This window comes from Pseudomonas sp. NPDC087615 (genome assembly GCF_044743445.1).
Taxonomy (GTDB): domain Bacteria; phylum Pseudomonadota; class Gammaproteobacteria; order Pseudomonadales; family Pseudomonadaceae; genus Aquipseudomonas; species Aquipseudomonas baetica_A.
This window is the reverse complement of record NZ_JBIUWM010000005.1, coordinates 72,340-98,592: the sequence shown is the minus strand read 5'-3', so window position 1 is coordinate 98,592 and position 26,253 is coordinate 72,340. Positions and strand designations below refer to the sequence as shown.

The following is a 26,253-nucleotide window of genomic DNA, read 5'->3' as shown; positions in this document are numbered from 1 at the left end:
CCGGTCTTGCGGCGACAGTGCTGGCCCTTTCGGGAGCAAGCCCCCTCCCACATTGGCAATGCGTTCCCCTTTGGGAGGGAGCTTGCTCCCGGAGGAGTCCCCGCGAAACCTCAGCTACAACAGATTCCCCGCCGCCACCGGTTCGATCTGCGCCCAATGCGACGCGTCCTCACGATGCGCCTGCAAATACGGCAACACCGCCGCCAGCAATGGCGCCTTGAACGCCTCCTGAAACCGGTGGGCCAATCCCGGAATCAGTTTCAACTGACTGCCACGAATATGCGCCGCCAGGTGCACGCCGTGCATCACCGGCAACAACGGATCAGCCGTGCCATGCACCACCAGCGTTGGCACGCGCAGTTGATTGAGCAGCGCCACCCGGCTCGGCTCGGCCAGGATCGCCATGATCTGCCGCTTCACGCCTTCGGGATTGAACGCCCGGTCATAGGACACCGCCGCCTGATGCAACAACGCCTGCCGATCATCGGTGACCGAAGGGCTGCCCAGCGCCGCCAGCAAATCCGCCTGTTGTTCCAATGCCACTTCACGGTTCGGTGCGCTGCGCCGCGACAATAGTTGCACCAATGCTGCACTCGGCGCCGGCAAACCTTCAGCGCCGGAGCTGGTCATGATCAGCGTCAGGCTTTCCACCCGCTGCGGCGCCATGGCGGCGATGTGCTGGGCGATCATCCCGCCCATGCTCGCGCCCAGCACATGGAATTGCTCGATGTGCAGCGCATCCATCAAACCCAGTGAATCCTCGGCCATGTCGGTCAGGCTGTAAGGCGCCGACACCGGCAGACCGAGTTTGTAACGCAGCACTTCAAAGGTCAGGTTGGCCTCCGCTGGTGCCTGCCGCCAGGTCGACAAGCCGACATCGCGATTGTCATAGCGGATCACTCGAAAGCCCTGCTGACACAGCGCCACCACCACCTCATCCGGCCAATGAATCAATTGCCCGCCCAGGCCCATCACCAGCAACAGCGCCGGGTCGGAGGCACGACCGATGCTCTGGTAAGCAAGGCTTACCTGCGCCAGATCAACCCGCTCGGTCGGCACATTCACATCGCAACGCGACGCCGCAGATGCCGGCAAACCGAACAAAAGCGCGGCCAACATGGCCGCGACTGATAGAAAAACCTTGTACATGAAAAACACCGAAACGCAGAACCCCAGTAGAGCGCGAGTCTGATGAAGTTTGTACAAGCGCGCTGCCACAGTTCGATGACAGTTTGATGAAGAGTGCCGAGCGGTCGTCAATGCCATAACTATCTACCGCCATGGTGCTTCGCGATCCCTCTTAAATGGCTTGCTCAAGGAGTGGAACCGCCGCTCCCATTGCGAGATATGCCGCCATGCCCGATAGCCTTTTCCCCGATCTGCCTTACCCGCCACCGCTGGCGCTGCCCCCCGCCGCCCCACTGCCCAAACATCTTGATGACAGCCTGTTGCAGCAGGCCACGGCCCGCTGGCGCGAAAGCAGCCAAGGCTTGCGCGAATTGGTTGCCGCGACGCCTGCACTGCGCGACTCGATCAATGAACTGTTGCGCCAACAACTGAATCTTGATGGCGAGCACGCCGGCCTGCGCTCGACCGCCACGGATACCCAGCCAGAACGTTTTGTCTGCCTCACCGATGCCTGTGCTTTTGTCTTGCAACACCCGACGCTGGAGGCGACGGTCGATCTGCACAGCCGGGTGACCGGCGTGCCTGTGGCTCATCCGCTGGCCACCTTGAAGCCGCTGCAAATGCTCGAACTGCTCAAGGCCATGAGCACCGAACAGGCGCACCAGGCTCGTTGGTTGAGTTTTTGGGACGCGCGCGCGCGCGGCACCCCGGTGACTCAACGCGAACGGGCAATCCAGCTTTACCGTGATCACTTCGAAGCCACAGCCCAGGTGGCATTCGCCCGCAGGACCCTGACCGCAGAACAACTCAAACCGTTGCAACAGATCATCGATACCCGCACCGGGGTACTGACACTGGACGGTCAGCCCATCCACACGGAACAACTGGCGCTGCTGCTGAGCAATAACAGCAAAGTCAAACTCAAAGGCGCGTGGGTCATCAGCGTGGGCGATCCGGCCAAAGCCAGTCCTTTGCTGTATCTGCCCTCCCGCCCTGTTGCCATCCAGGCGTTCAGCACACGCCAAGTCCTGGAAGACTGGCTGACCGGCCAGGCGCTTGTCCCGACCGGTTTGCCGACCAAGGACCTGCGCTTTGTCTACAGCGCCGCCACCGACCCAATGATTACCGGCTCAAGCGACCTGTTTGCCGATCGCCAACAGGCTCAGATCAGCGCGTTACGCAACGCCAACCACGGCAAGCCCGGGCTGATGGCGCATGGCGCGCAATCGCTTGTTCAGGCAGACCTGCTCGATAGCCAACGCCGCAAAGCGATCATCGTGGCGTTGCCGCCAAACCCGGTACCTGCACAACTCGATATCGAAACCGACGAACAGTCGCTGTTCGGCAGCCTGCGTGCAGCAATCCCGTTGTCGGTGCGACATGCGGCGCTGAAACGAGCGCGCGACGCACTCGATGCATTGCTGGAAACCGACGGCACGGGACATCGTCAGCAAGAGTGCAAAGACGCACTCAAAGCCCTGGAAGCAGCAGAAAAAACCTGCGACACGGCCGCGACGGCCCTGCTGTATCGAGCGCGACCACAGGACCTGAGCACGTTCAATACAGCGTTCAATCAGATTCATCAGGCGCACAAGGACGGCTTGCACGCCGAGGCAACAGTGCAATTGGCACTGGGTCAGCTCGATAGCGCTGAGCACAATCTGCTCAAGGCGATTCTGGACACGCCCCTCGCAGCCGAACGCGATGCTGATCTCACGGTTGCCAGCCTGACCCTGACAATGACTGAAACGTCTGACCAGACCGCCACCACTCAGACCGAAACACTCAAGGGCCCGCTTGTTGTGATGCGGCAAGCCGCGCTTCTCGACGCAGACTCGACAGGCAGTGTGTTGCTTTACTGGCCCGGCAGTGGCGGCGGCTTGCAACGCTTTGCCAATCGCCGCGAACTGGAACGCGAGGTCTTCAAGATCCAGGAAAAGGACCCCGAACTGGCACTGCTGTTGAACCGGATCGACACCGATCCCCTGCACTTGAGCCTTGATGCGCAGATCAGCGAGTTCGAGTCGAACGCCACCGCACTGCGTGGCCGCAGCGAACACGCCGACAAGCTGGAAATCCTGCGTAAACGCACCCTCGCCGCCTTGCAGGTGCCGGTCAACGCCGCGCGCAACCTGACCTTCGCTCATGTGCTGGAGCAGGATCGCAGCGACACGCTCGCCACCCGTCTGCCAGGCTGGCTCAAGCACCTGTCCGAGACAGACCGAGGCGCACTCAAGGACCTGATCCAGCGCTTTATTTCGGCGATGCACCGCAGCCATAAACAACTGGCGCTGGCGCTGGAATCGCGAGACGAATTCACCCGCAAACATTTGCTGAAGCGACTGGGCGATGATTTTTCGATCAAGGGCGATTTCGAGGTGACGCTCGACCTGCCCGAGTCTGTGAAATACGAAAAACGCTTCAAGCCCGCCCCGGGACATTCCGGTTATGAACTGGTGATGGTGCCCAGTACCGCCCGCAGCAAAATGACCCTGGTGGAGTTTGCTCAGCTCAACATCGACAACACCCCGTCCATGCAACTCGAACCGCTTTCGTTGCGTTTGAATTTCGTCCAGACCGAAGTCACCTCCACCGATGCCACCGAACGCCAGACGCTGGAGGACGGCATTACCTTTGCGTACCTCAAACGTGTCATTCCGGAACTGGATCTGCCCAACGCCTACGAAAAACTCATTCGCGATACCTTCACAGGGTCGGTGGATGAGTCCGCTTATGTCCGCGAACATCGCCGCGAATGCCTGATCGAGCCCTGGCAGATCATGCTCAAACTGCAAGGTGAATTCGCCCATCTGCAAAAGCAGATCAGCCTGGACGAGTTGCAGATTCTGAACATTGCCATCGACGCCCACACCGCTGAAGCCTGGCATGCCGATAACAAACGTGTGGTGATCCGCCCGGCCTATCTGAGCGCGGGTGGCAAGGACACGCACAACGAGGGCCCCGCCACATTGTCCGGGGTGACCTTCATTGAAGAGCAAGTCAGCGGCACGACCTTGCTGTATCTGCCCGACAGCCCCGATGAACGATTTCTGCGCCGTTACGACAACCTGGAAGCCGCCCGCCTGGGCCTGTACACGCTGTGTCAGACAGACAAGTGGACCTCTTATCTGGCCGGCCGGGCATTGCAAGGCACCGTGCGGGCACATGAAGGCCGGATTGCGCAGGCCGTGCTCAAGCGTTTTGACGCCATCATCGGCGTCGGCGTGCGCTGGCCGGCCACGACTTCGTTTGCTGCCCATCTGCTCGATGCGCACATGGGCCGATTGATCGAAGCGCATCGTTCGACCTCTCGCTCCAACGATGCGTTGTACATGGAGCGTTATGCCCTGAAAGGGCCGCGAGCATTCAACTACATCAAAATGGCCTTGGGCATGTTGCCTTTCATCGGCAGCGCTCTGGCGCTCTACGATGCCTGGACGGCGGCGAATCAGGCCGTGGCGGCTTTTTTGCGCGCAGACGTGGGTGACGGCTTGGCGGAAATCGAGTCGGTACTGGTGTCATTGATTGACGCTGCCATGGACCTGTTACCCGGTGAAGTGGTGTTTTCGGGAGTCTCGCGCGGGGTTCGCTCATTGGTGCGGGCACGCCAGGCCCGAGCACTGGCGACCTCGGCGGCGGCGATGCACAGGTCTTCGCGGCGTCAGGCCCGCCACTTGATCGCGCGTTTTGCCGGCTACGAGTATCAACGTCCGATTTCCCTGGCCGGGCTGGAGCCGGGAACCAGCGGCCTTTATCGCGGCGTTTACCGCCACGCCGACGGTGACTTCATCGTACGTCAGGGGCGGATTTATGAAGTTCAGCCCAGCACCGATTCACGCAATTGGCGATTGCGTGGCACCTCGCAAAAAACCTACAAACAACCCATCGCCCTGGACGAAACCGGCCAGTGGGATACCTGGTTCGGCGTGTATGGCACCACCCTGGAAGGCGGCGTGCTCGGCGGCGGCAACGTCATCGGACATCTGGCCGATGCGCTTGATCCGCTCTGGCCAGACCCCATTCGACAACGACTGCCGCAATGGTGGGCCAGCCGTACGTTTCGCCGCCATCATCAATTGACTCTGGCGGTTGACGACCTGGCCGACCAACTCCAGGCCCGGGGAGCGATCAGCGATGCCTTGATCAACAAATACGCTAGCGCCTCGGTGGCGGATCGAGCGGTCCTGCAACCGGCTGTCGAAGCCGCCTGTGTCGGCGATATCCAATTGGCGAGCAAACGCTATCAGACACTGGTTGAGCTGATGCCACTGACCCATGGCAACAAGCAACGGACCTTGATCGAAATGCAGAGCAAGACCGCATGGTTGATCACTGACCGGCACAGGCGCCGCGCGTTGCACCTTTCATACAGAGCCAAAGCCTTGTCAGAAAGAATCAAAGTGCTGAGTGATGCGATGGACGATCTACTGCCCGACACGCTTCACCAACGGTTGATGATGCTCGAAGAAACCCGCACGTTGCGTGTACAGATGGTGCAATTGCTGGAGCAGATGGAGGCGCTCAGGGGGCATGTCAACCTCTGGTATGACCGCATCCGCGTCAGAGCGGACAAACAACACATGATCCACCTGGTCGAGGAGCTCAATACCAACCACAGCGATGCCAACCTGCTGTATCTGAAAACCTCCCATCGGCTGGAAATGGTCAAGAACTATGGCGGCACGGATGATTTGTCGTGGTTCTACCTGTTATCCCAGGCACGCGAACTTCGCGACGATGTTGACCTGGCTTTGTACACGCAGCACAACCTTCCGAACATCATTGCGTCACCGGCCGAACGCAGCCGGATTCTGCAAAATTGCCTCAACCTGTACTCCCGGTTTCGCCTCGAAATGACGATCTGGACCACCAACTATCCGCAACACTTCCATCTGGATGTGGTTGAACCGTTGTTGAGCGGGATCGAACGTTTGGGCGACCGTGCCCGCCGGGGCATCATTGATCCGCCTGCGCCAAGGCGCACAGGGCAGGCAGTGCAGCGGGTCTTCACCACTGCCGACAATCAGGTGTTGTACGGCGTTGAGCAATGGCATCCGCAGACCCAGGCGCGCCAGTACGTGTTCACCGGGCGCGGGGGATACAAGGAAATCTGGGAACAAGGCGCCGACGGCAAAATCCGTCTGACGAACCCGCAAAACATTGCGCCCCCCACACCGCCACAGGTGGCGCTCGCCCTCCTTGTAAGCGATGCGCAACGGCGTCTGGACGCCCAGACAGCCTACCGGGCCACGGTTGAAAGCAATGCCGATCTGGGCATGCTCCCCGTTGATCTGGAACACATGATGGTCAGTCAGGCCGCCGAGCTGAATCAACGGGCCAACCTGATTCAGGCCAAGTCGGCACAGCACCCGATCATTGAGCAACTGCGTAATAAGGCCGACGAATTGATTGTCACCGGCCGATCCATACGCACCCAGCGATCATTGACCAGCCAACAGCCTACCGATGGCATGTTGCAGGATCTTATCGATCACGACGTCGTGGAGATCCGCAGGGTCAGCCCCCTGCAGAACCTCACCAAAACCCCGAACAAACCTGATCATATGCAGGAGTACGAGATCTGGGACATATCGCTGGACCCTGCACAATTGCTTTGGTACGCCCACTTTCACTATCGAAGGCCGAGCGTGCCGTTCAGGGATTTCGAAAAAGCGCATTTGAAACTGCCCGAACACCGCTTTGTCACCCGCGCCGAAAACCCCGACCTGCCTGCCGGGCAGATTGGCAGGGGATCGACCATCCTCGATTACTTTTTGATGCTGCCAGACGTTAACTGACGCGGCGGCAAGGGATGCCTGTGGCGAGAGATCGACTCTCTCGCCACGCAGGCTTTCGATCACCCCGAGCGCTTACGCCAACCGGGCGCGCAACTGCCGCGCGGCGGCCACCATGTTCACCAGCGCCGCTTCGGTTTCCGGCCACGCCCGGGTCTTCAAGCCGCAATCGGGGTTGACCCACAACCGTTCGGCCGGAATCCGCTGCACCGCTTTGCTCATCAACTTGACCATCTCGGCGGTGTCCGGCACCCGTGGCGAGTGGATGTCGTAGACACCCGGGCCAATGTCATTGGGGTAATCAAACGCCTCGAAGGCTTCGAGCAGTTCCATGTCCGAGCGCGAGGTCTCGAGGGTGATGACGTCGGCGTCCATGTCGGCAATCGCTTTGATCACGTCATTGAATTCGCTGTAGCACATGTGGGTGTGGATCTGCGTTTCGTCCTTGACGCCCGAAGCCGTCAAGCGGAACGCCTCAACCGCCCAGTCGAGGTATTCCTGCCATTGCGCGCGGCGTAACGGCAGGCCTTCGCGGAACGCCGCTTCGTCGATCTGCACAATCTTGATCCCGGCGTTTTCCAGATCCACCACTTCATCACGCAGAGCCAACGCCAATTGCTGCGCCTGGACTTTGCGCGACACGTCTTCGCGGGGGAACGACCACATCAGCATGGTCACGGGACCGGTCAGCATGCCTTTCATGACTTTGTCGGTGAGGCTTTGCGCGTAGCTGATCCAGTCCACCGTCATGGCGTGCGGCCGGCTCAGGTCGCCGTAAATCACTGCCGGTTTCACACAGCGCGAACCGTAGCTCTGCACCCAGCCGAAACGGGTGAACAGGTAACCGTCGAGTTGCTCGGCGAAGTACTCGACCATGTCGTTGCGCTCGGCCTCGCCGTGTACCAGCACATCCAGCCCCAGGCGTTCCTGCACCTGCACGGCGTGGCGAATTTCGCTGCGCATGGCGTCGTGGTAATCGTTGGCCGACAGCTTGCCCTGCTTGAAGGCCTGACGCGCCAGACGAATCGAAGCGGTCTGCGGGAACGAGCCGATGGTGGTGGTCGGGAACGTTGGCAATTGCAGGCGCGCCTGTTGCTTGCCGATGCGTTTGGCAAACGGCGAATGACGCTGGCTGTCGCTGGCATTGATCGCGTTGATCCGCGCCTGCACCTGGGTTTTGTGAATGCGCGGTGACTGCGCCCGGCTTGCCTGAATCGCCCGGCTTTGGGCCAGTGCGGTTTGTACCTTGGGCGCTTGCGGGTCGTTCAAGGCATCGCGCAGCACGGAGATTTCGCTGCACTTCTGCACGGCAAATGCCAGCCAGTTCTTGAGTTCCGGATCGAGCTTGTCTTCACGCTCGACATCCACCGGGCTGTGCAGCAACGAGCAGGAACTGCTGACCCACAGGTTGTCGCCGAAACGCTCCTGCGCCGGTTGCAATTGCGCCAGCGCCTGCTCCAGTTCACAGCGCCAGACGTTGCGCCCATTGACCAGGCCCACCGAAAGAATCTTGTAGGTCGGCAGGCGATCCAGCACTTGACCGAGTTGCTCCGGCGCACGCACCGCATCAATGTGCAGCCCTTGTACCGGCAGGCCGACAGCCAGACCAAGGTTGTCTTGCAGGCCACTGAAGTAAGTCGCCACGAGTTTTTTCAACGGCGAATACTGAAGGATGTGATAGGCGCGTTCGAAGGCGCTCTTCCACGCTTGCGGCAGGTCGAGGGTGAGGATCGGCTCGTCGATCTGCACCCATTCCACGCCTTGCTCGGCAAGGCGCACGAGGATCTGGTTGTAGACCGGCAGCAGACGCTCCAGCAAATCGAGCTTGTCGAAATCGTTGCCTTTGGCCTTGCCCAGCCACAGAAACGTCAACGGGCCGATGATCACCGGTTTGACGTTGTGGCCCAACGCCTGGGCCTCTTCGACTTCATCGAACAACTGCTCCCAACTCAGCTTGAACTGTTGATCAGCGCTGAATTCCGGGACGAGGTAGTGATAATTGGTGTCGAACCACTTGGTCAGCTCTTGGGCATATCGGGTTTGGCCGTGGTCACTACCGCAGCAGTTCGAGGTAGCGCCACGGGCCATGGCGAACAGGGTGTCGAGGCTCGGCTGGCCGTGCTCATCGCGCACACCGTCGAAACGCTCGGGGATCACGCCGAAGGTCAGCGAGTGAGTCAGCACCTGGTCGTACCAGGCGAAGTCGCCGACCGGCAGCAAGTCGATGCCGGCCGCTTTCTGCAACTGCCAGTGAGTGGCGCGCAAATCACGGCCAACCTGGTTCAGCGCGGCCTGATCGAGATCGCCTTTCCAGTAGGCTTCGAGGGCTTTTTTCAGTTCGCGGTCGGCGCCAATGCGCGGAAAACCAAGGGTGTGGGCCACGGCCATGTCGAATGTGCTCCATGAGTAAAAGATGGCGCCATTGTCGACAGCCAAGCCAACATGAGACAAACTCAACCTTTTCGTGTTGATCACAAGTTTTCCTCATGGAGCCAGCCGGTGCTTGAAATCCGTCACCTCAAAACCCTGCACGCATTGCGCGAGGCGGACAGCCTGGTCGATGCCGCCGACCGTTTGCACCTGACCCAATCGGCGCTGTCCCACCAGTTCAAGGAGCTGGAGGAGCGTATGGGCATGCAATTGTTCGTGCGCAAGACCAAACCGGTGCGTTTCACCAGCGCCGGTCTGCGCCTGCTGCAACTGGCCGACGCCACCCTGCCTCTGCTGCGCGCCGCCGAACGCGACATCGCCCGACTGGCCGGCGGCACCGCCGGGCGCCTGCACATGGCCATCGAATGCCATAGCTGCTTTCAGTGGCTGATGCCGACCATCGACCAGTTCCGCGACGCCTGGCCGGAAGTCGAACTCGACCTCGCCTCGGGCTTCTCCTTCGCCCCGCTGCCGGCCCTGGCCCGGGGTGATCTGGATCTGGTAGTGACCTCTGATCCGCTGGACATCGCCGGCATCACCTACGTGCCGCTGTTCACCTACGAAGCCATGTTAGCGGTGGCCAATCAGCACCCGTTGGCGAACAAACCCTACATCGTCCCCGAAGACTTGCTGACCGAAACGCTGATCACCTACCCGGTGGAACGCGACCGCCTGGACATCTTCACCCGCTTCCTCGAACCCGCCGACATCGAGCCGGCGCAGGTACGCACCTCGGAACTGACAGTGATGATGATGCAACTGGTCGCCAGCGGCCGTGGCGTCTGCGGCATGCCGCACTGGGCGCTGCATGAATACAGCTCACGCGGTTACGTGAAGGGCAAACGGCTGGGGGAGAAAGGCTTGTTTGCCACGCTGTACGCCGGGATTCGCGCCGATATGCTCGATGCGCCGTACATGCGCGACTTTCTGCTGACGGCCAAGGACACTTCGTTTTCGACGCTGGATGGTGTTAGCGCGGTGCGTTGATCACCACCACACCCTCCAGGCTTGCTCGCGAAAGCGGTTTGTCCGTTGAGCAATCCTTATCTGACCGACCGTATTCGCGAGCAAGCCCGCTCCCACAGTGATCCGGGTGTTTTCAGAGTTTTGGGCAGACTAAACAGTGCTGTTTAACTGACATGTCCAGACATGGACTCAGGCTACGCAACCTTGCGTCACGGCCTACAGCTACGCCAGAATCCGCCGGCTTGTGCGCCTTGGGCCGGGTCTCTATCGTTTGTCGGTCGCTGACACATTCAGCGATCGGGTTTAGCGACTCGAACGGTACAAAAGCGACAGCGATCCAGTTTTTTTTGCAGGTGTTCTTTCTGCAACTAATGTTATGGCAGCTGTGCGTGGGAGGCCTTCGGGCCTGCCGGGCTCTTGTACCCCCGGTTCGCTAACCTGCGTGCAGCTGCCACCCTTACTTGTTTAGCGACAAGTATTGGAGGTTTCATCCGGTACAAGGAGATTCGCCATGTTCAAGGTAACGCCCGCCCCGCATCGCCTCCCCAGCACCTTATTCCACGTCAGCCCCGACACCGCCAACGAAACCCTGCTCGCCCACGCCTGTGAATCCCTCGCCTCGGCGAGCGTGATGCTCAGTGATTTCGCCGGCCTGCTCGACACGCCGCATCGCAACACCCTGCTCGGTATTCAACAGGTGGTGATGCTCGGCGAACTGACGGTAAACCGCGCGCTGGATAACCTCGATCCCCGCGCCTGAAACACAAACTCCTGTGGGAACGAGCCTGCTCGCGATAGCGATCTTTCAGTCAGCGTCCAGGTGACTGATACACCGCTATCGCGAGCAGGCCTCGCTCCTACAGGGCGAAACAATGGTGGGTCAGAGTTCACGCCACATGTGGATCTTGTCGAAATAGTCTTCACCGACCCGCACGGCCAACGGTTCGAGGCCGAACTGGATAAAGCCGCAGCGTTGATACAGCTTGAACGCCGCATCGTTGCCAGCGGTGACGGTGAGCTGGATGAGTTTCAGCTCGGGATGGTTTTGGCCTTCGCTCAGCGCGGCTTGCACCAGTTCATAACCCAAGCCGTGCTGACGAAAATCCGCCGACACGTACATGCCGAATAACGTGGCCTTGTGTCGGGCCTTCTCACGAGGCTCGAACGCCAGACCGACGATGCCCGCCAATACGCCGTCCTCGAACGCACCGAGCACCACATCGAGCTTGCTGGTCAGCCGCGCTTCCCACCAGCTCAACGGCATCACTGCCCGTTCGCGCACGCTGGAGGTGAAGGCTTGCGGATGGCGGTCATAGGCCTGGAGCATCAGCTCGCGATAGGCCAGGGCATGGCTGGCGTCCAGCCGTTCGATCCACATCTCAAGCCCCTCGCCGTTGTTCAAGCATCAACCGCACGGCCAGACCACCGAGTACCAGGCCCATGAAGTAACGCTGCACCGCCAGCCACGTCGGGTTACGTACGAACCACGATGCGATGCCCGCCGCGAACAGTGCGATCAACAGATTGACGGAAAAACTGACGCTGATTTGGGTCAGGCCAAGAATGATGCTCTGGGTGAATACCGAGCCATGTTCAGGCGTGATGAATTGCGGAAATACCGAGAGGTAGAACACCGCAATTTTCGGGTTCAGGGCGCTGGTGAGAAAGCCCATGGTGATCAGTTTTCGCGATGAGTCCGGTGGCAGTTGCTGCGCCTGGAAAGGTGAACGTGCGCCGGGTTTCACCGCTTGCCAGGCCAGCCACAGCAGATACAGCGCGCCAGCCCACTTCAACACCTCATAAGCCATCGGCACCGCGAGAAACACCGCCGTCAAACCGGCGGCCGCTGCAAACATGTGCACAAAAAAACCGGCCACCACGCCCAGCAACGAGGTCACACCGGCCTTGCGCCCCTGGCAGATCGAACGCGAGATCAGGTAGATCATGTTCGGCCCCGGCGTCAGTACCATCAGCAACGCGGCGGCGGCGAAAATCAGCAGGTCTTGAAGCGGGATCATGGCAAAGTCCTTTGCGTGGATGATCAGGCGATGGCGGTGAGCGAGGCCCGATAAAACGGCAGGATCAGGTCGCGTGTCAATGGCGCCAGTTCAGCATCGCCGTCGGTGGCCGGGTCGATCCAGACCACCTCTTCGATTTCGGCGGCAGGGGTGACTTCGGTGTCGATGGTCAGTTGAAAGATTTCAGCCTGTACGACAAACCCTGGCTCGTTGGCGGCGGGTGCGCAGAACTGGCCGAGGAATGTCGCCTGCGCCGGGTCGATGCGCAATCCCAACTCTTCCTCCAGTTCACGGGCCAGTGCATGCAGCGGCCGTTCGTGGGGCTCGATCTTGCCGCCCGGTTGCATGAACGCCGTGGTACCGCGCTTGCGTACCAGCAGGGTGCGACCGTCAGCGCCGAGCAGCAGCGCGGCGGCGATACGAATGATGCGTGGGGAGACAACGGATGCAGAGGTCATGGGTCAGCCACCGGCCTGAAAAAACCGCAAGGATCCCATGCCTGCCCAAGGACGTCACCTTACAGATCGCTAACCCTGAGCCTTGAGTTGCTCGTCGACCTCCTCAGGCACTTTAACGAAAATCTTGTATTTGCCGCCTTCCATGGCTTCGAAAGCAATCAGCTTTTCCACCAACAGGCCGCTGAGGGTTTTGCCGGCATTGAGCAGCAACATGCCGTTATCAGCGTTGAGATTGCGCGCCAGAATCATCCCCGGCGCCAGATCCCGCGTGGTCAATACCTTGACCGTCGGATCGGCCAGCGTGACATCGCTGAGGAAGGCCGCACACACTTGAATGAAATCTTCGACCAGTTCCGGATCGTACAGGCGTGCGGCGTACTGGCGCAGGTACAGCAACGCTTCGTCGCTGTTCATCTGCCGCTCAAGAATCAGGCCGCGTTGCAACTCGACGAAGTCCACCGCCAGTTTCAGTAACCGCGAGCCGAAGGGAATTGCCTCGCCCTTGAGGCGGTCGGGAAAGCCGCTGCCGTCCCATCGCTCCTGGTGATGCAGGATCAAGCGTGCGGCATCTTTCATCGGGTCCAGCGTCATCAGCAATGACTCGCTCTGCTTCGGATACCCGCGATAGCGCTCTTGATCGGTATGACGCAGCAAATCCGAAGGCGTAATCATCATGCCGTCGGTCCAGCTCAGTTTGCCGACATTGTAGAGCGCCGCCGCCATGGTCAGGTCACGGCTGGTGGCTTCGTCCAGGTCATGTTGTTTGCAGTAGCTGCGCACCAGTTCGATGATTTGCCGGTTGGTCTGTTTGGCCGGGGGCAAGCGCAGATTGGCCAGCAACGAGAACACTTCGGTGCCGGTGACATAGCTGCGCTTGAGTTCTTCGTAAGCCAGATCAAGCATGTCGGCGGTTTGTTGCAGCTCGGCGGTGCGCGCCGCGACATGTTTTTCCAGGGTGCTGTTGAGTAGTTTGAGCTGATCGTTTTGCACCCGGGCCAACTGTTCCAGGCGCTGACGTTCTCGCTCGGAGTGCTGATGCTCCAGGGACTGACGCAGGATCAGCAGCAACTCTTCGTCATTCCACGGTTTGCTGATGTAACGATGAATCTGCCCGTCATTGATCGCCTTTATGATCGCGGACGGGTCGGCGTAGCCCGTGAGCATGATGCGCACGGTCGCCGGATGACGTTGGCGAACATGAGCCAGCAACGAGGCGCCGTCCATATTGGGCATACGAGCATCGCTCATGACCAGGTCCACTGCCTGCTGTTCCAGCATCTCCAGTGCCTGGGCGCCGCTCGTGGCCAGCAGGACATCGTAGGGTTGGCCCCGCAACAGGCGGCGCAAGCTGTTGAGGATCGACTCCTCGTCATCGACCAGCAGCACTGTGGGGCGGTGAGGCAGAGTCGGGGCGGATTGCTCTTCCATGGCGTGACCTCAAGCAAAACAGTGAACGTAAACGACGCACTGGCCTACCGCCTCGCTTGCCTGTGCCTGACTGAAGGCTAGATGATTTTCTGCAGCGTTCACGCAAATCTTCAGCCCGAGTGCACAGGCGAAGTGCCAAGGGCGCGACTATGCTCAACTCGCAGGCGGACTCCATCGGCCTTCGAACAGGCATGTAGTGAGGGAAAGGATGCTCCCGATGACAACAGCATGTGAACCCGTGGACCGCGCGGTATGACGGCGCCCCCCCTATACATCAATCGCCGCGTGCTCATCGTCGACGACACCCCGGCGATTCATGGCGATTTCGCCAAGATTCTCTGCCCTGCCACCCCCGAGGACGACGGCCTCGGCGAGACCGAGAGTCTATTGTTCGGCACCCCGACTGCAACACAGGCACAGCACTTCGAACTTGACTCGGCATTTCAGGGCCGGGAAGCACTCGATAAACTCGAAGCTGCGCTGGCCGATGATCGCCCCTATGCCATGGCCTTCATTGACATGCGCATGCCACCGGGATGGGACGGGCTGGAAACCATCGAACGGCTGTGGCAAGTCGATCCCAAGTTGCAGGTCGCGCTGTGCACAGCCTATTCCGACTATTCGTGGGAAGACATCGACCGGCGTCTGGCGCTGAACGACCGTTTGCTGATTCTGAAAAAGCCCTTCGACGCAATCGAGATCCGCCAGATGGCCAGCGCCCTTACGGTCAAATGGCAAATGACCGAAGACGCCGCACTGAAGCTCCATGAGCTGGAGCAAGCGGTTCAGGAACGCACCCGGGAATTGTCCGACGCCAATATCATCGTGCAGAACAGCCCGACCATCCTTTATCGGCTGCGCGGCGACCCCTCGTTTGCACTGATGTACATCTCCCACAACATCACTCGCTATGGTCATGTCGCCGCGGATCTGGTGCGCTCGTCGAACTGGGCTCAGGAGCTGATTCACCCGGACGACCAGGCGAACGTCGATACGGCCATGGCCAGGGTGCTGGATCGGCATGCGTCGGGCGCTTCGATCGAATTTCGCCTGCGCACCGGCCAGGGCACTTGGCGCTGGGTGGAAAACCGCTATATACCGGTGCGCGATCATGACGGGCGGCTGCAGGAAGTCGAAGGCATCATTCTGGACATCACCGAACGTCGTCTGGTCGAGGAGAAACTGGCGTTAATGGCCCGTTCCGACAGCCTGACGGGGCTGGCCAACCGCGCCACATTGATTGAGCGCCTGCACCAGGCGTTTGCGGCCGCGCGTCGTGACGCCATGCCGTTCGCGGTGTTTTACCTCGACCTGGATCACTTCAAGCGAATCAATGACACCCTGGGGCACCCGGTCGGCGACCTGCTGTTGCAGGAAGTCGCCCAACGCATCAAGGCTCGCGTGCGAGAAAACGATGTGGTGGCGCGCCTGGGCGGCGACGAGTTCGCGATCCTGCAACTGGACGTCAGCGACCCGACCCAATCGGCCGCGCTGGCGACCCATATCCGCGACGCACTGATGGCGCCCTACACCCTGGCCGGTAATGCGCTGCATATTTCGGTCAGTATCGGCATCAGCAGTTACAGCGCGACCAGCCTCGACGCTGACAGCCTGCTGGGACAGGCCGACATGGCGCTGTACCGCGCCAAGGAAATGGGGCGCAACCAGTATCACTTCCACTCGGAGGAGATCTCTCGGGAAGTCGCCGAACGCATGACCATCGTCAGCGAGTTGATGACCGCGCTCGAGGGCGATGAGCTGAGACTGCATTACGCGCCGGAGATGGATCTGCACAACGACAGGATTCTGGGCATGGAGGCGCAAATCCTCTGGCAGCATCCGCGGCGCGGTCTGCTGCCGGCATCCGCCTTCGTACCGGCGGCGGAAAGAACCGGCGCGATCATTCCTCTGGGGCGTTGGGTGCTGGATCGCGCCTGCCACCAGATGCAGATCTGGCGCGACGAAGGCGTGGCACCGCCGATGATGGCAATCAAGCTCTCTCTGGCGCAACTCAAGAGCGGCCCCGAACTGATCTACGACGTTCTGCGCACCACCGCACGCTGGCAGCTTGCGCCCTGGGATTTGCGCTTCGATGTCACCGAGGCGACGCTGGCCCAGACCAAGTGGACCCACAACGATGTATTGCCACGCCTGCGTGAACTGGGCGTGACCATCGCCATCGATGATTTCGGCACCGAATATTCATCGTTCGATTACCTGAAAACCTACCGCGTCAATCACCTCAAGCTTGCTCAAAGCGTCATCGATAGCGCGACTCAAGATGCAGCCGGTGCCAGCGCACTGCGGGCGATCGTCAATTTCGCCCGGGATCTGGACATCGGCATCATTGCCGAAGGCCACCAGACGCCAGGGCGGCATCCCGCGCCGTCCGCCGCAGCCGCCTTGCCCAGCGCACAGGGGCTCTATTTCAGTGAGGCGGTCAGCGCCGAGCAGGCAGGCCAACTGCTGAGGGACGGACTCAAGGTGGCCCTGTCACCGGAGGAGGATGAGGAATGAAAACACCATTCCCGCAATCCAACCGGCGCATCCTGATCATCGATGACACACCGGCGATTCACGACGACTTCCGCAAGATCCTCGCCCCGAAGGCGCCAGAAGAGGCCGATTTGAATCACCTCGAACAGACGCTGTTCGGTACCCGTCAGTCGCCGCCCCTGAACTTCCAGCTAGACTCCGCCTACCAGGGCCAGGAAGCCTTGGCTTTGGTCCTGCGCGCGCTGGCCGATGGCAACCCTTATGCCCTTGCATTCATCGATATGCGCATGCCGCCGGGATGGGATGGTCTGGAAACCATCGAGCAACTGTGGCAGGCCGATCCGAACCTGCAAATTGCCTTGTGCACCGCGCATAGCGATTACAGCTGGGAGGCCATGGCCGAGCGGCTGGAGTTCGGCGACCAGTTACTGATTCTCAAAAAACCGTTCGACAGCCTGGAAATCCGCCAGATGGCCAATGCCCTGACCTGGAAATGGCAGCTGGCCCAGGACGCGGCACTGAAAATGCTCAGCCTTGAGCGAACCATCGAGGCGCGGGTTCACGAGTTGTTGAAGGTGTCGCGCCTGCTGCAATACGACACCCTCACCGGTTTGCCCAACAGCACCTTGCTCGGTGATCGCCTGAGCCAAGCCCTGGCCGTCTGCCGGCGCCACGACAAGCAACTGGTGGTGATGTTCCTCGGACTGGACCGGTTCAAGCGCATCAATAATGCGTTGGGCCATCCGGCGGGCGACGAAATGCTCAAACGCGTCGGACAGCAACTGTTGCTGTGCATACGCGGATCAGACTCGGTCTTTCGCTACGGTTCCGACGAATTCGTGGTGATCCTCACCGACATCAGCCATCCACAGCAGACCCACGGCATCGCCGAAAAAGTACTCGCGGCCATTCGCCTGCCGCAGACGATTGCCGGCCATGACGTCAGCGTCACCGCCAGCCTGGGCATCAGCGTCTATCCCGAAGACGGACTGGATGCCATCGAGTTGATCAAGAAGGCCGAAACCGCGATGCGTAACGTCAAGGAAAACGGCCCCAACGACATCGGTTTTTTCATCGACGCGATGAACCAGCGCGCACGCGAACAGCAAAGCATCGAATCGGGCATTCGTCGGGCGTTGAAACGGCAAGAGTTCGTCCTGCACTACCAACCGAAAATCGACCTGCGCAGCGCCAGAGTGGTCGGTGCCGAGGCGCTGGTGCGCTGGCAGAAACCGGGGCATGGCTGGGTCTATCCCTGCGACTTCATTCCGGTGGCCGAGGACAGCGGACTGATCGTGCCACTGACCCAATGGGTGCTGGCCGAGGCCTGTCGTCAGACTCGGGCCTGGCAAGTGGCGGGACTGCCGCCGATCCGCATGTCGGTGAACATCTCGCCCATCGATATTCGCCAGCGCGACTTCGTCGAAGGCGTCGAGCAAGTGCTCAAGCAGACCGGGCTGGACGCCGACTGGCTGGAGCTGGAAATCACTGAAGGTGTACTGATGCAAAACGTCGAAGCGACGATGACCGCACTCAATCGCCTGCAGGCACTGGGTACACGACTGTCCATCGACGACTTCGGCACCGGTTATTCAAGCCTGAGCTACCTGCGCCGGTTTCCCATTGATGTGCTGAAGATCGATCAATCGTTCATTCGCGGTCTGAGCAACGACAGCAATGATGCCGCCCTCGTCAGCGCCATCATCAGCCTGGGAAAAAGTCTGGGATTGAACGTCATCGCCGAAGGCATCGAAACCGCAGAACAACTGGCCTTTCTCAAGGCCCACCACTGCGAAGAAGGCCAAGGCTACTACTTCAGCAAAGCCCTGCCCGCCGACGCTTTTGCGCACTTGCTGGCCGCCACGTCCCCACCGCCCTGGACAGTTTGATCCACGCCCCGAAACCGGCCACGAGAGTCAAGGAGACGATTGCCGATGAGCCTTTACCCCCCTGCCATGGCGTTGCTGCTTTGTGGACTCTGTATCGGCGCCCACGCCGAGCCGCTGGACGAACCGCTCATCCCCCTGCCCGCAGCACCGGCGCAGGATGCCCGGCGCGTTGAACTTGGTCGCCGGTTATTCCACGAGCCACGGTTATCGATCAACAACAGCCTGTCCTGCACCAGTTGCCACCAATTGGACAAGAACGGTGCCGACAATCGTGCCTTGTCACTGGGTTTCGACGGCAAACCGGTGGCCGTCAACACACCGACGGTGTTCAACGCCAGCCTGAACTTCCGCCAGTTCTGGGACGGCCGCGTCGAGACGCTCGAGGAACAAAGCGACGTGGTCATTACCAGCCCCCATGAAATGGGCAACGACTGGAGCACCGTCGTCGAACGCATCGCCAACGACGCCGACTACCGCCGGGACTTCGCCGCGACCTACCCGGGCGGCGTGACCAAGGCCAATATCCAGCAAGCGCTGTCCACCTATGAACGCACCTTGCTAACCCGCAATTCCCGCTTCGATCAATACCTGCTGGGCAACACGGACATCCTGACTCTGGAGGAGAAGTACGGCTACCAGCGCTTCAAGGAATACGGCTGCATTGCCTGCCACCAAGGGGTGAACATCGGCGGCAACATGTTCCAGAAATTCGGTGTGTTCGGCGACTACATTGCCGATCGCGGCAACCCGACAGTGGCCGACCAGGGACGTTTCAATGTCACTGGCGACGAAGCGGATCGTGCCGTGTTCAAAGTGCCGAGCCTGCGCAATGTCGCAATGACCGCGCCGTACTTTCACGACGGCTCGGCGCCCACCCTCGAACGGGCGGTGGACGTGATGTTCCAGTACCAACTGGGGCGCATGCCGAGCGACGAAGACAAGACCCTGATCATCCTGTTTCTCAAGACCCTGACCGGCCAATGGGAGGGCAAGCCATGAAGAACATCTCACGCCACACCAGCCTGCTGTTGCTCACACTGGTTGCGGTGGTGCTGGCCTCGATCCTGCTGTTTCTTTATTTCAAGTCAAGCTCCGAACAAACCATGACGTACACCGAGTCAAGGGACCTGGTCCGGCAGATCAAACAGCAGAACGCTCTGTGGGAAAACGAGATTCTCAAAGCCAGGGTGGCGATCTCGCACAACTACGACCCCCTGGTATCGCCAATGAACGAGATGACCCGGCTCTGGGAGCGCTTCGACTCCCTGGAGTCCGGGCATGGTCGCAACGACTCCGCACAATGGAACGACGCCCATGAGGGATTCCTGCACGCCATGCAGGAAAAAATCAGCCTGGTCGAACAGTTCAAGTCGCACAACGCCCTGTTGCGCAACTCTCTGGCCTTTTTGCCAACCGCCGAAGACGACATCCAGGCGCAACTGGCCAATCTGCCTGATTTCGACAAGTTGCAGTTGCAGAACATCACCACCGATACCTACGACCTGCTACTCAGTGCCCTGGAGTTCGCCCAAGTCACCTCCGCCGACAAAGCTGCCGACATCGAGTTAGGGTTGAACAAACTGGCAGTGAATGCACAACGCCTGCCCGCGGAGTTTCAAAGCCCGATCAGGATCATGAGCAATCACATCGCCCTGATTGCGCGCGAGCAACCACGGGTCAATCAGTTGCTCGAAAACATCGAAGCCATTCCAGTGGCCGAACGTCTGGACAACATCACCACCATGCTTGACCTGGATCAGCAACGGGTCGAAGTCATCGAAAGGAAATACCACTTCTACCTGCTGCTGTTTTCCGTGCTGTTGATGATGTCGCTGATATGGCTGGCCGTTCGCCTGATCCGCAGTTTCGCCGAAATCAATCGGGTCAATAGCGCCTTGCAGACCGCCAACGATGCGCTGGAGCACCGGGTCGAGGAGCGCACCCGCGAGCTCAAGAACGCCCAGAGCGAATTGCTCGACGCCGCGCGCCAGGCCGGTATGGCGGAGATCGCGACCAACGTGCTGCACAACGTCGGCAATGTGCTCAACAGTGTGAACATCTCTAGCGATCTGATCGCGCGAAAGCTGCGCGCCAGCAAGTCACTGGGATTGGGCAAGGCCATGCAATTGATCAACGAACATCCGCACGACCTCGGTTATTTCCTCAGCGAGGACGCCAAGGGCAAATTGCTGCCCGGTTACCTCAATCAACTGGTCGGCGCGATCTCTCAGGAACAGCAGGAAATGGTCGACGAATTGAACCAGATGAACAAAAGCGTCGACCACATCAAGGACATCGTCGCCACCCAGCAGTCCTATGCCGGGGCCAACAGCATGACCGAGCCGCTGTTCATCAACGAACTGCTCGAAGACGCCCTGCGCATGAACGCCGGAGCCCTGACCCGGCATCACGTCACGGTGGTCAAGGAATACGCCGAAGTGCCGCAAGTGATGGGCGACAAACATCGCTTGCTACTGATCCTGATCAACCTCATCAGCAATGCCAAATACGCGATGTCGGACCTCAGCAACCGCCCACGCACCATGACCCTGGGGGTCAGAATCGCGGATGAAAACTTCCTCGAAATCAGCGTCCGGGACGATGGCGAGGGCATAGAGCCGCAGAACATGACGCGCATCTTTGCCCATGGTTTCACCACCCGCAAGGAAGGCCACGGGTTCGGCCTGCACAGCTGCGCCCTGGCGGCCATCGAGATGAACGGCCATCTCACCGCCCACAGCGACGGGCCGGGCAAGGGTGCGTTATTCACCCTGCAGATCCCCCTGATCAACGTAACGGAGAACGCATGAGTGAGCTTTCGAATCGCCGCATTCTACTGATCGACGACATGCCTTCGATTCATGAAGACTTTCGCAAGATCCTCGCTCCGGCGGCACAGTCGGTGGAACTGGACGAAATGGAGGCCGCACTGTTCGGCACCCCGGCCCGAACCGAGCGTCCTCGGTTCGAGCTGGATTCGGCCTATGGCGGCGAGGAAGGTCTGGGCAAACTGGTTCAGGCCATGCAAGAGCAGCGCCCCTACGCGCTGGCTTTCGTCGATATGCGCATGCCCGATGGCTGGGACGGTGCGAAAACCATCGAACACCTGTGGAAAGAGGATCCGCAGTTGCAGGTGGTGGTGTGTACCGCGTATTCGGATTACTCCTGGGACGAACTGCTGGAACGCCTGCACGCTCATGATCGATTGCTGATCCTGAAAAAACCGTTCGACAACATCGAAGTGCAACAGATGGCCAACACCCTGCTCACCAAATGGCAGATGACTGAACGGGCCTCCCTGCATATGCACAATCTGGAACATCTGGTGGATCAGCGCACCGCCCAGTTCAAGCAGGCCAGCGAAGAACTGCAGAGAGAAGTCGACGAACGCAAGCAATTGGAAGGACAACTGGTGCAATCGGAAAAACTCGCTTCACTGGGGCAACTGGCGGCGGGCGTGGCCCATGAAATCAATAACCCGATCGGCTTCATCACCTCCAACCTCGGCACACTGGACGGCTACTTCAAACAATTGCTGACCATGCTCGACGCCTACCAGACGCTCGGGCACGCCACGGACAGCGAATCGGCGGCACGGCTGGAGCAATTGCGCAAAGACGTCGAACTGGATTTTCTGCTCGAGGACATTCCCGTGCTGATCCGCGAATCCAAGGACGGTATCGGCCGGGTCGGGCAGATCGTCAAGGACCTGAAAGATTTCTCCCGGGTCGATTCCAACCAGCAATGGCAGTGGGCCAATCTGCAACAAGGCATCGAGTCGACCCTGAACATCGTCGCCAGCGAACTCAAATACAAGGCCGACGTGATCAAGGAGTATCAGCCGTTGCCAGACATCGAGTGCCTGCCGTCGCAAATCAATCAGGTCATCATGAACCTGGTGGTCAACGCGGCTCAGGCCATGGGGCAGGAACGCGGCATCATCACCCTGCGCACCGGGCAGCAGGCCGACATCGCCTGGGTTGAAGTGGCCGATACCGGATCAGGTATCGCACCGGACACCCTGCAAAAAATCTTCGACCCCTTCTTCACCACCAAACCGGTCGGCCAGGGGACTGGTCTCGGTTTGTCCCTGTCCTACGGCATTGTGAAAAAGCATGGCGGAGACATTTCGGTGCGCAGCGAGTTGGGCGTAGGCACAACCTTTCGCATCGAACTGCCGATGCGCCAGACCCCGTCTGCCGCCTGATCCCTGCGGGAAAGGGCCTAGGCGTGACACTTTCGATTGACACCATCACCTGCCACCGCGCCGTCGGGCGTTTGATGCTCAGCGGTTGCTCCAGCAAAGAATTCGCCCGTAAGCTGGAAATCGCCGTATAAACCGTGAAAGCCCATAAGAAACACCGGTACAGCAAACCGGGGATCACCTCCCGGGCCGAGCTGTTTTCGATTGTTCTTCAGGCGCAGAACGCCTGATTGCAGCGCTTTCACGAGCAAGCCCGCAGCCACAGAGAATCTGCGGCGGGCCACATCCATTGAGTCCGAACCAAGGAACCCGTATGAGCCTGTCCCTCCTGAGCCGCTACGCCTTCTTTGCCGTCTGCGTGATATTCACTCTCGCCAGCCTGCCTTTCCTCGAACACGACTGGCTTTGGCCGATCACTGCCGTGACCGGCGTATTGAGCCTGGTCGGCCTGTTCGACTTGATGCAGAGCCCGCACGCGGTACGCCGCAATTACCCGATCCTGGGCAACATTCGATACCTGGTCGAAGGCATCCGCCCGGAAATTCGCCAATACCTGCTCGAGTCCGACAGCGACGCCCTGCCCTTCTCCCGCGCCCAGCGTTCGCTGGTGTACTCGCGGGCGAAGAATGAAAGCGCCGACAAACCGTTCGGCACGCTGATCGACGTGTATCAATCGGGTTTCGAATTCATCGGCCACTCGATGCGCCCGGCGCCGTTGAGCGACCCCAGCAGTTTCCGCGTCACCGTCGGCGGCCCGCAGTGCACTCAACCGTACTCGGCGTCGGTGTTCAACATCTCGGCGATGAGCTTCGGCTCGCTCAGCGCCAACGCGATTCGCGCACTCAATCAGGGCGCGAAACTCGGCAACTTCGCCCACGACACCGGTGAAGGCAGCATCAGCCCGTATCACCGCGAAAACGGCGGCGACCTGACCTGGGAACTGGGCAGCGGCTACTTCGGTTGCCGCACCAGCGACGGCCGTTTCGACCCGGAACGCTTCGCCACGCAAGCGCAAAACCCGCAAGTGCGGATGATCGAAATCAAGATGAGCCAAGGCGCCAAACCCGGCCACGGCGGGATTCTGCCCAAGCACAAAGTCACCCGGGAAATCGCCGAGACTCGCGGCATCATGATGGGCGAAGACTGCGTCTCGCCGTCACGCCACAGTGCGTTTTCCACGCCAATCGAAATGATGCATTTCATCCAGCAACTGCGTGAACTGTCCGGCGGCAAACCGGTGGGCTTCAAGTTCTGCCTCGGCCACCCGTGGGAGTTCATGGGCATCGCCAAAGCCATGCTCGAAACCGGCATCCTTCCCGACTTCATCGTCGTCGACGGCAAGGAAGGCGGCACCGGCGCGGCCCCTGTGGAATTCACCGACCACATCGGCGTGCCGATGCGCGAAGGTCTGCTGTTCGTCCACAACACCCTGGTCGGCCTGAACCTGCGCGACAAGATCAAACTCGGCGCCAGCGGCAAGATCGTCAGCGCCTTCGACATCGCCAGCGTGCTGGCCATCGGCGCTGACTGGGCCAACTCGGCACGCGGCTTCATGTTCGCCATCGGCTGCATCCAGTCGCAAAGCTGCCACACCAATAAATGCCCGACCGGCGTCGCCACTCAGGATGCCTTGCGCCAACGCGCACTGGTCGTGCCGGACAAGGCGCAGCGCGTGTTCAATTTCCATCGCAATACGCTGAAGGCCCTGGCGGAAATGCTCGCAGCGGCCGGACTGGAACACCCTTCGCAACTGTCGGCCAAGCACCTGGTACGACGCATGTCGGCGACCGAGATCAAACTGTTCTCGCAACTGCATGTGTTTTTGAAGCCGGGGGAATTGCTCACCGGGGAAGTGAACGGCGAGTTTTACTCGCGGATGTGGCAGATGGCGCGGGCAGACAGTTTTGAGCCGATGGAAGTGGCAGTGCCGTAATTGCACTTTGGCGTACCTACGCTATTGAGTAGGTACGCCCCTCTCCGAGCCTATGGTTTCAGTGAGCGAAACTCCAACAAGCGCACCTCATTCAGTTCTTCCTTGCTGATAAGTACAGCGTTGAACTGCTTTAAAAAAACCTCATCCGACTCCAGGCTTGGAATATATGTTGTTTCCAGAACATAAAATTTTCCCGGCGACCGCATAGCGTTCAGGTCGGACGCAAGTTTTTTGAAATCTCCAACATGCACAGGGGACCCTAGCAACTTGAAATACACTCCAAACTGAATATCATCACTCGAATAAACCGGAACACCATGACCTTTACTGATAGCCGACTCGACAATTTCACGCATTTGCATACTATTAAAAGCCGGGTTCTGCCCCTGCACAAATTTACTGCCGCCCTTAAACACCGGTGTTGCAGAAAAGCATAAAAACACCACAAGCACTAACATCCTGACTGCTTTATCTTCGATACCCTCGATAGCAAAAGCAATCAACAACAATACAACCGGCAGTAAAACAATAAAATTTCGAACGGTTGTCACAGGCGTAAAATAAACAGAGCATACATACGGCACCACCACACCTAACATCAACCAGAACGCCAGCAGCCGAAAGGCTTCTTTTTTTCGCTCACTTACTGTCAGCGACACGAATCCGGCAATGAACATTATTGCCGCCATGAATGCCAAAAATGCATTGCCAAAATATTCAGAAAAAACAACAAAGAAAAAAGTTTCGCCCGGGGGGCGAATCCAGAAGTCTTGGCGACCGAAGGCCATTTCCGTATACGAAAGCCCCGGAAGGACGGTTAAAACGGTAAAAAAACCTGCGCCCAAAAACCTATAAAAAATATCGAGGGCAAGGTCTTTTTTCAGCAACATATAGAGTGCAAGACACGCCTGAGAAAACACCGCCAGACAACCAAAATAATGGGTATTTATCAACATGGCAGAAACAACAAAATAACCCAAAAAATCAATAAATCCGGACTGCCTGACACAACGTATAAATAGCCAAAAGGACACAACCGTTAAAAACACCAAAAGCGCATAAGAGCGAGTTTCATTAGAGTATCGAATCAGGAAATAATTAACTGCCACAAGCCAGGCAAACAGAACACCTACCTGTTGATCAAACAGTTTGCGCCCCAAAAAAAACACACTCGGAATCAATAACACACCGAGGGCAGCTGACAGATATCGCCCTGTAAACTCCCCAAAGCCAAAGCAATGATAATAGACCCATAGCAAAATCTGATAAAACGGGGGATGAACGTCACTTAAAGTCGCGCGATAAACATCAACAAAATGATGATCAGGATCACTGACCGAAACACTAAAGGCCTCATCAAGCCAGAGACCTCCAGAATCAATATGACGCAATCGCAAATAAACCCCTACCAACATCGCTGCTACCAGTGACATATAAACCGCTAGCGGTCTGCTCTCAAATTTAAACTTCATTCCCTTATTGCTCCTGATTAGTCACGCGACTTGATC

Annotated in this window: 16 protein-coding genes and 1 pseudogene; 10 read left to right on the top strand and 7 right to left on the bottom strand. The window is 59.1% G+C overall.

Annotation, left to right across the window (positions count from 1 at the left end):
* Positions 1–114: 114 nt before the first annotated feature.
* Positions 115–1,149 (bottom strand): alpha/beta fold hydrolase, encoded by a 1,035-nt coding sequence (locus tag ACIOU6_RS04575; RefSeq protein ID WP_401134217.1) that lies wholly within the window; start codon positions 1,147–1,149, stop codon positions 115–117.
* A gap of 206 nt (positions 1,150–1,355) precedes the next feature.
* On the opposite strand from ACIOU6_RS04575, the gene ACIOU6_RS04570 reads away from it, so the two are divergent.
* Positions 1,356–6,926, top strand: coding sequence for a dermonecrotic toxin domain-containing protein (locus tag ACIOU6_RS04570; protein ID WP_401134214.1), 5,571 nt, complete (start codon positions 1,356–1,358; stop codon positions 6,924–6,926).
* A gap of 72 nt (positions 6,927–6,998) precedes the next feature.
* On the opposite strand, the gene metE is transcribed toward ACIOU6_RS04570, so the two are convergent.
* The gene (gene metE, locus ACIOU6_RS04565; RefSeq protein WP_221732115.1) at positions 6,999–9,311 is read right to left on the bottom strand and encodes a 5-methyltetrahydropteroyltriglutamate--homocysteine S-methyltransferase; all 2,313 of its coding nucleotides are present in this window, start codon (positions 9,309–9,311) and stop codon (positions 6,999–7,001) included.
* A 111-nt stretch (positions 9,312–9,422) separates the two neighbouring features.
* Between metE and metR the strand changes: the two genes are divergently transcribed.
* Positions 9,423–10,340: a transcriptional regulator MetR gene (metR, locus tag ACIOU6_RS04560; protein ID WP_221732116.1), complete on the top strand. Its 918-nt coding sequence runs from the start codon at positions 9,423–9,425 to the stop codon at positions 10,338–10,340.
* 490 nt (positions 10,341–10,830) lie between these two features.
* Positions 10,831–11,079, top strand: a complete 249-nt coding sequence (locus ACIOU6_RS04555) for a DUF6124 family protein (RefSeq protein WP_401134209.1) — start codon at positions 10,831–10,833, stop codon at positions 11,077–11,079.
* A gap of 120 nt (positions 11,080–11,199) precedes the next feature.
* Here ACIOU6_RS04555 and ACIOU6_RS04550 read toward each other — a convergent pair whose 3' ends face one another.
* The 4 genes from ACIOU6_RS04550 to ACIOU6_RS04535 form a co-directional block, all read right to left on the bottom strand.
* A complete protein-coding gene (locus ACIOU6_RS04550) occupies positions 11,200–11,697 on the bottom strand; it encodes a GNAT family N-acetyltransferase (RefSeq protein ID WP_221732118.1) in 498 nt (165 codons plus the stop codon).
* A 1-nt stretch (position 11,698) separates the two neighbouring features.
* The gene (locus ACIOU6_RS04545; protein ID WP_401134207.1) at positions 11,699–12,337 is read right to left on the bottom strand and encodes a LysE family translocator; all 639 of its coding nucleotides are present in this window, start codon (positions 12,335–12,337) and stop codon (positions 11,699–11,701) included.
* Between the two features lie 23 nt (positions 12,338–12,360).
* Positions 12,361–12,795, bottom strand: coding sequence for an NUDIX domain-containing protein (locus ACIOU6_RS04540; protein ID WP_401134205.1), 435 nt, complete (start codon positions 12,793–12,795; stop codon positions 12,361–12,363).
* Between the two features lie 69 nt (positions 12,796–12,864).
* The gene (locus ACIOU6_RS04535; RefSeq protein ID WP_401134203.1) at positions 12,865–14,223 is read right to left on the bottom strand and encodes an HD domain-containing phosphohydrolase; all 1,359 of its coding nucleotides are present in this window, start codon (positions 14,221–14,223) and stop codon (positions 12,865–12,867) included.
* Positions 14,224–14,475: 252 nt separating this feature from the next.
* Here ACIOU6_RS04535 and ACIOU6_RS04530 point away from each other — a divergent pair, with 252 nt between their 5' ends.
* The 7 genes and pseudogenes from ACIOU6_RS04530 (at position 14,476) to ACIOU6_RS04500 (ending at position 24,745) form a co-directional block, all read left to right on the top strand.
* On the top strand, positions 14,476–16,740 hold the full coding sequence (locus ACIOU6_RS04530; protein WP_401134200.1) for a putative bifunctional diguanylate cyclase/phosphodiesterase: 2,265 nt from the start codon (positions 14,476–14,478) through the stop codon (positions 16,738–16,740).
* Positions 16,737–18,608, top strand: coding sequence for an EAL domain-containing protein (locus tag ACIOU6_RS04525; RefSeq protein WP_221732123.1), 1,872 nt, complete (start codon positions 16,737–16,739; stop codon positions 18,606–18,608). The genes ACIOU6_RS04530 and ACIOU6_RS04525 overlap by 4 nt, the downstream gene beginning before the upstream one ends.
* Positions 18,609–18,653: 45 nt before the next feature.
* A complete protein-coding gene (locus ACIOU6_RS04520) occupies positions 18,654–19,607 on the top strand; it encodes a cytochrome-c peroxidase (RefSeq protein WP_401134197.1) in 954 nt (317 codons plus the stop codon).
* Complete coding sequence (locus ACIOU6_RS04515) at positions 19,604–21,418, top strand: DAHL domain-containing protein (RefSeq protein ID WP_221732125.1); 1,815 nt, start codon at positions 19,604–19,606, stop codon at positions 21,416–21,418. Before ACIOU6_RS04520 ends, ACIOU6_RS04515 begins: the two co-directional genes overlap by 4 nt.
* A complete protein-coding gene (locus ACIOU6_RS04510) occupies positions 21,415–22,815 on the top strand; it encodes an ATP-binding protein (protein WP_221732126.1) in 1,401 nt (466 codons plus the stop codon). The genes ACIOU6_RS04515 and ACIOU6_RS04510 overlap by 4 nt, the downstream gene beginning before the upstream one ends.
* Positions 22,816–22,877: 62 nt before the next feature.
* Positions 22,878–23,042, top strand: a pseudogene (locus tag ACIOU6_RS04505) (LuxR C-terminal-related transcriptional regulator); the annotation flags it as partial.
* An 83-nt stretch (positions 23,043–23,125) separates the two neighbouring features.
* Entirely contained in the window at positions 23,126–24,745 is a 1,620-nt protein-coding gene (locus ACIOU6_RS04500) for an FMN-binding glutamate synthase family protein (protein WP_221732127.1), read from the top strand.
* Positions 24,746–24,795: 50 nt separating this feature from the next.
* On the opposite strand, the gene ACIOU6_RS04495 is transcribed toward ACIOU6_RS04500, so the two are convergent.
* Entirely contained in the window at positions 24,796–26,217 is a 1,422-nt protein-coding gene (locus tag ACIOU6_RS04495) for a glycosyltransferase family 39 protein (protein WP_401134192.1), read from the bottom strand.
* Between the last annotated feature and the right edge of the window lie 36 nt (positions 26,218–26,253).

Coding starts and splice junctions, on each gene's coding strand:
- ACIOU6_RS04575 (WP_401134217.1), bottom strand. CDS start 1,149: ATGTACAAGGTTTTTCTATCAGTCGCGGCCATGTTGGCCGCGCTTTTG.
- ACIOU6_RS04570 (WP_401134214.1), top strand. CDS start 1,356: ATGCCCGATAGCCTTTTCCCCGATCTGCCTTACCCGCCACCGCTGGCG.
- metE (WP_221732115.1), bottom strand. CDS start 9,311: ATGGCCGTGGCCCACACCCTTGGTTTTCCGCGCATTGGCGCCGACCGC.
- ACIOU6_RS04555 (WP_401134209.1), top strand. CDS start 10,831: ATGTTCAAGGTAACGCCCGCCCCGCATCGCCTCCCCAGCACCTTATTC.
- ACIOU6_RS04550 (WP_221732118.1), bottom strand. CDS start 11,697: ATGTGGATCGAACGGCTGGACGCCAGCCATGCCCTGGCCTATCGCGAG.
- ACIOU6_RS04545 (WP_401134207.1), bottom strand. CDS start 12,337: ATGATCCCGCTTCAAGACCTGCTGATTTTCGCCGCCGCCGCGTTGCTG.
- ACIOU6_RS04540 (WP_401134205.1), bottom strand. CDS start 12,795: ATGACCTCTGCATCCGTTGTCTCCCCACGCATCATTCGTATCGCCGCC.
- ACIOU6_RS04535 (WP_401134203.1), bottom strand. CDS start 14,223: ATGGAAGAGCAATCCGCCCCGACTCTGCCTCACCGCCCCACAGTGCTG.
- ACIOU6_RS04530 (WP_401134200.1), top strand. CDS start 14,476: ATGACGGCGCCCCCCCTATACATCAATCGCCGCGTGCTCATCGTCGAC.
- ACIOU6_RS04525 (WP_221732123.1), top strand. CDS start 16,737: ATGAAAACACCATTCCCGCAATCCAACCGGCGCATCCTGATCATCGAT.
- ACIOU6_RS04520 (WP_401134197.1), top strand. CDS start 18,654: ATGAGCCTTTACCCCCCTGCCATGGCGTTGCTGCTTTGTGGACTCTGT.
- ACIOU6_RS04515 (WP_221732125.1), top strand. CDS start 19,604: ATGAAGAACATCTCACGCCACACCAGCCTGCTGTTGCTCACACTGGTT.
- ACIOU6_RS04510 (WP_221732126.1), top strand. CDS start 21,415: ATGAGTGAGCTTTCGAATCGCCGCATTCTACTGATCGACGACATGCCT.
- ACIOU6_RS04500 (WP_221732127.1), top strand. CDS start 23,126: ATGAGCCTGTCCCTCCTGAGCCGCTACGCCTTCTTTGCCGTCTGCGTG.
- ACIOU6_RS04495 (WP_401134192.1), bottom strand. CDS start 26,217: ATGAAGTTTAAATTTGAGAGCAGACCGCTAGCGGTTTATATGTCACTG.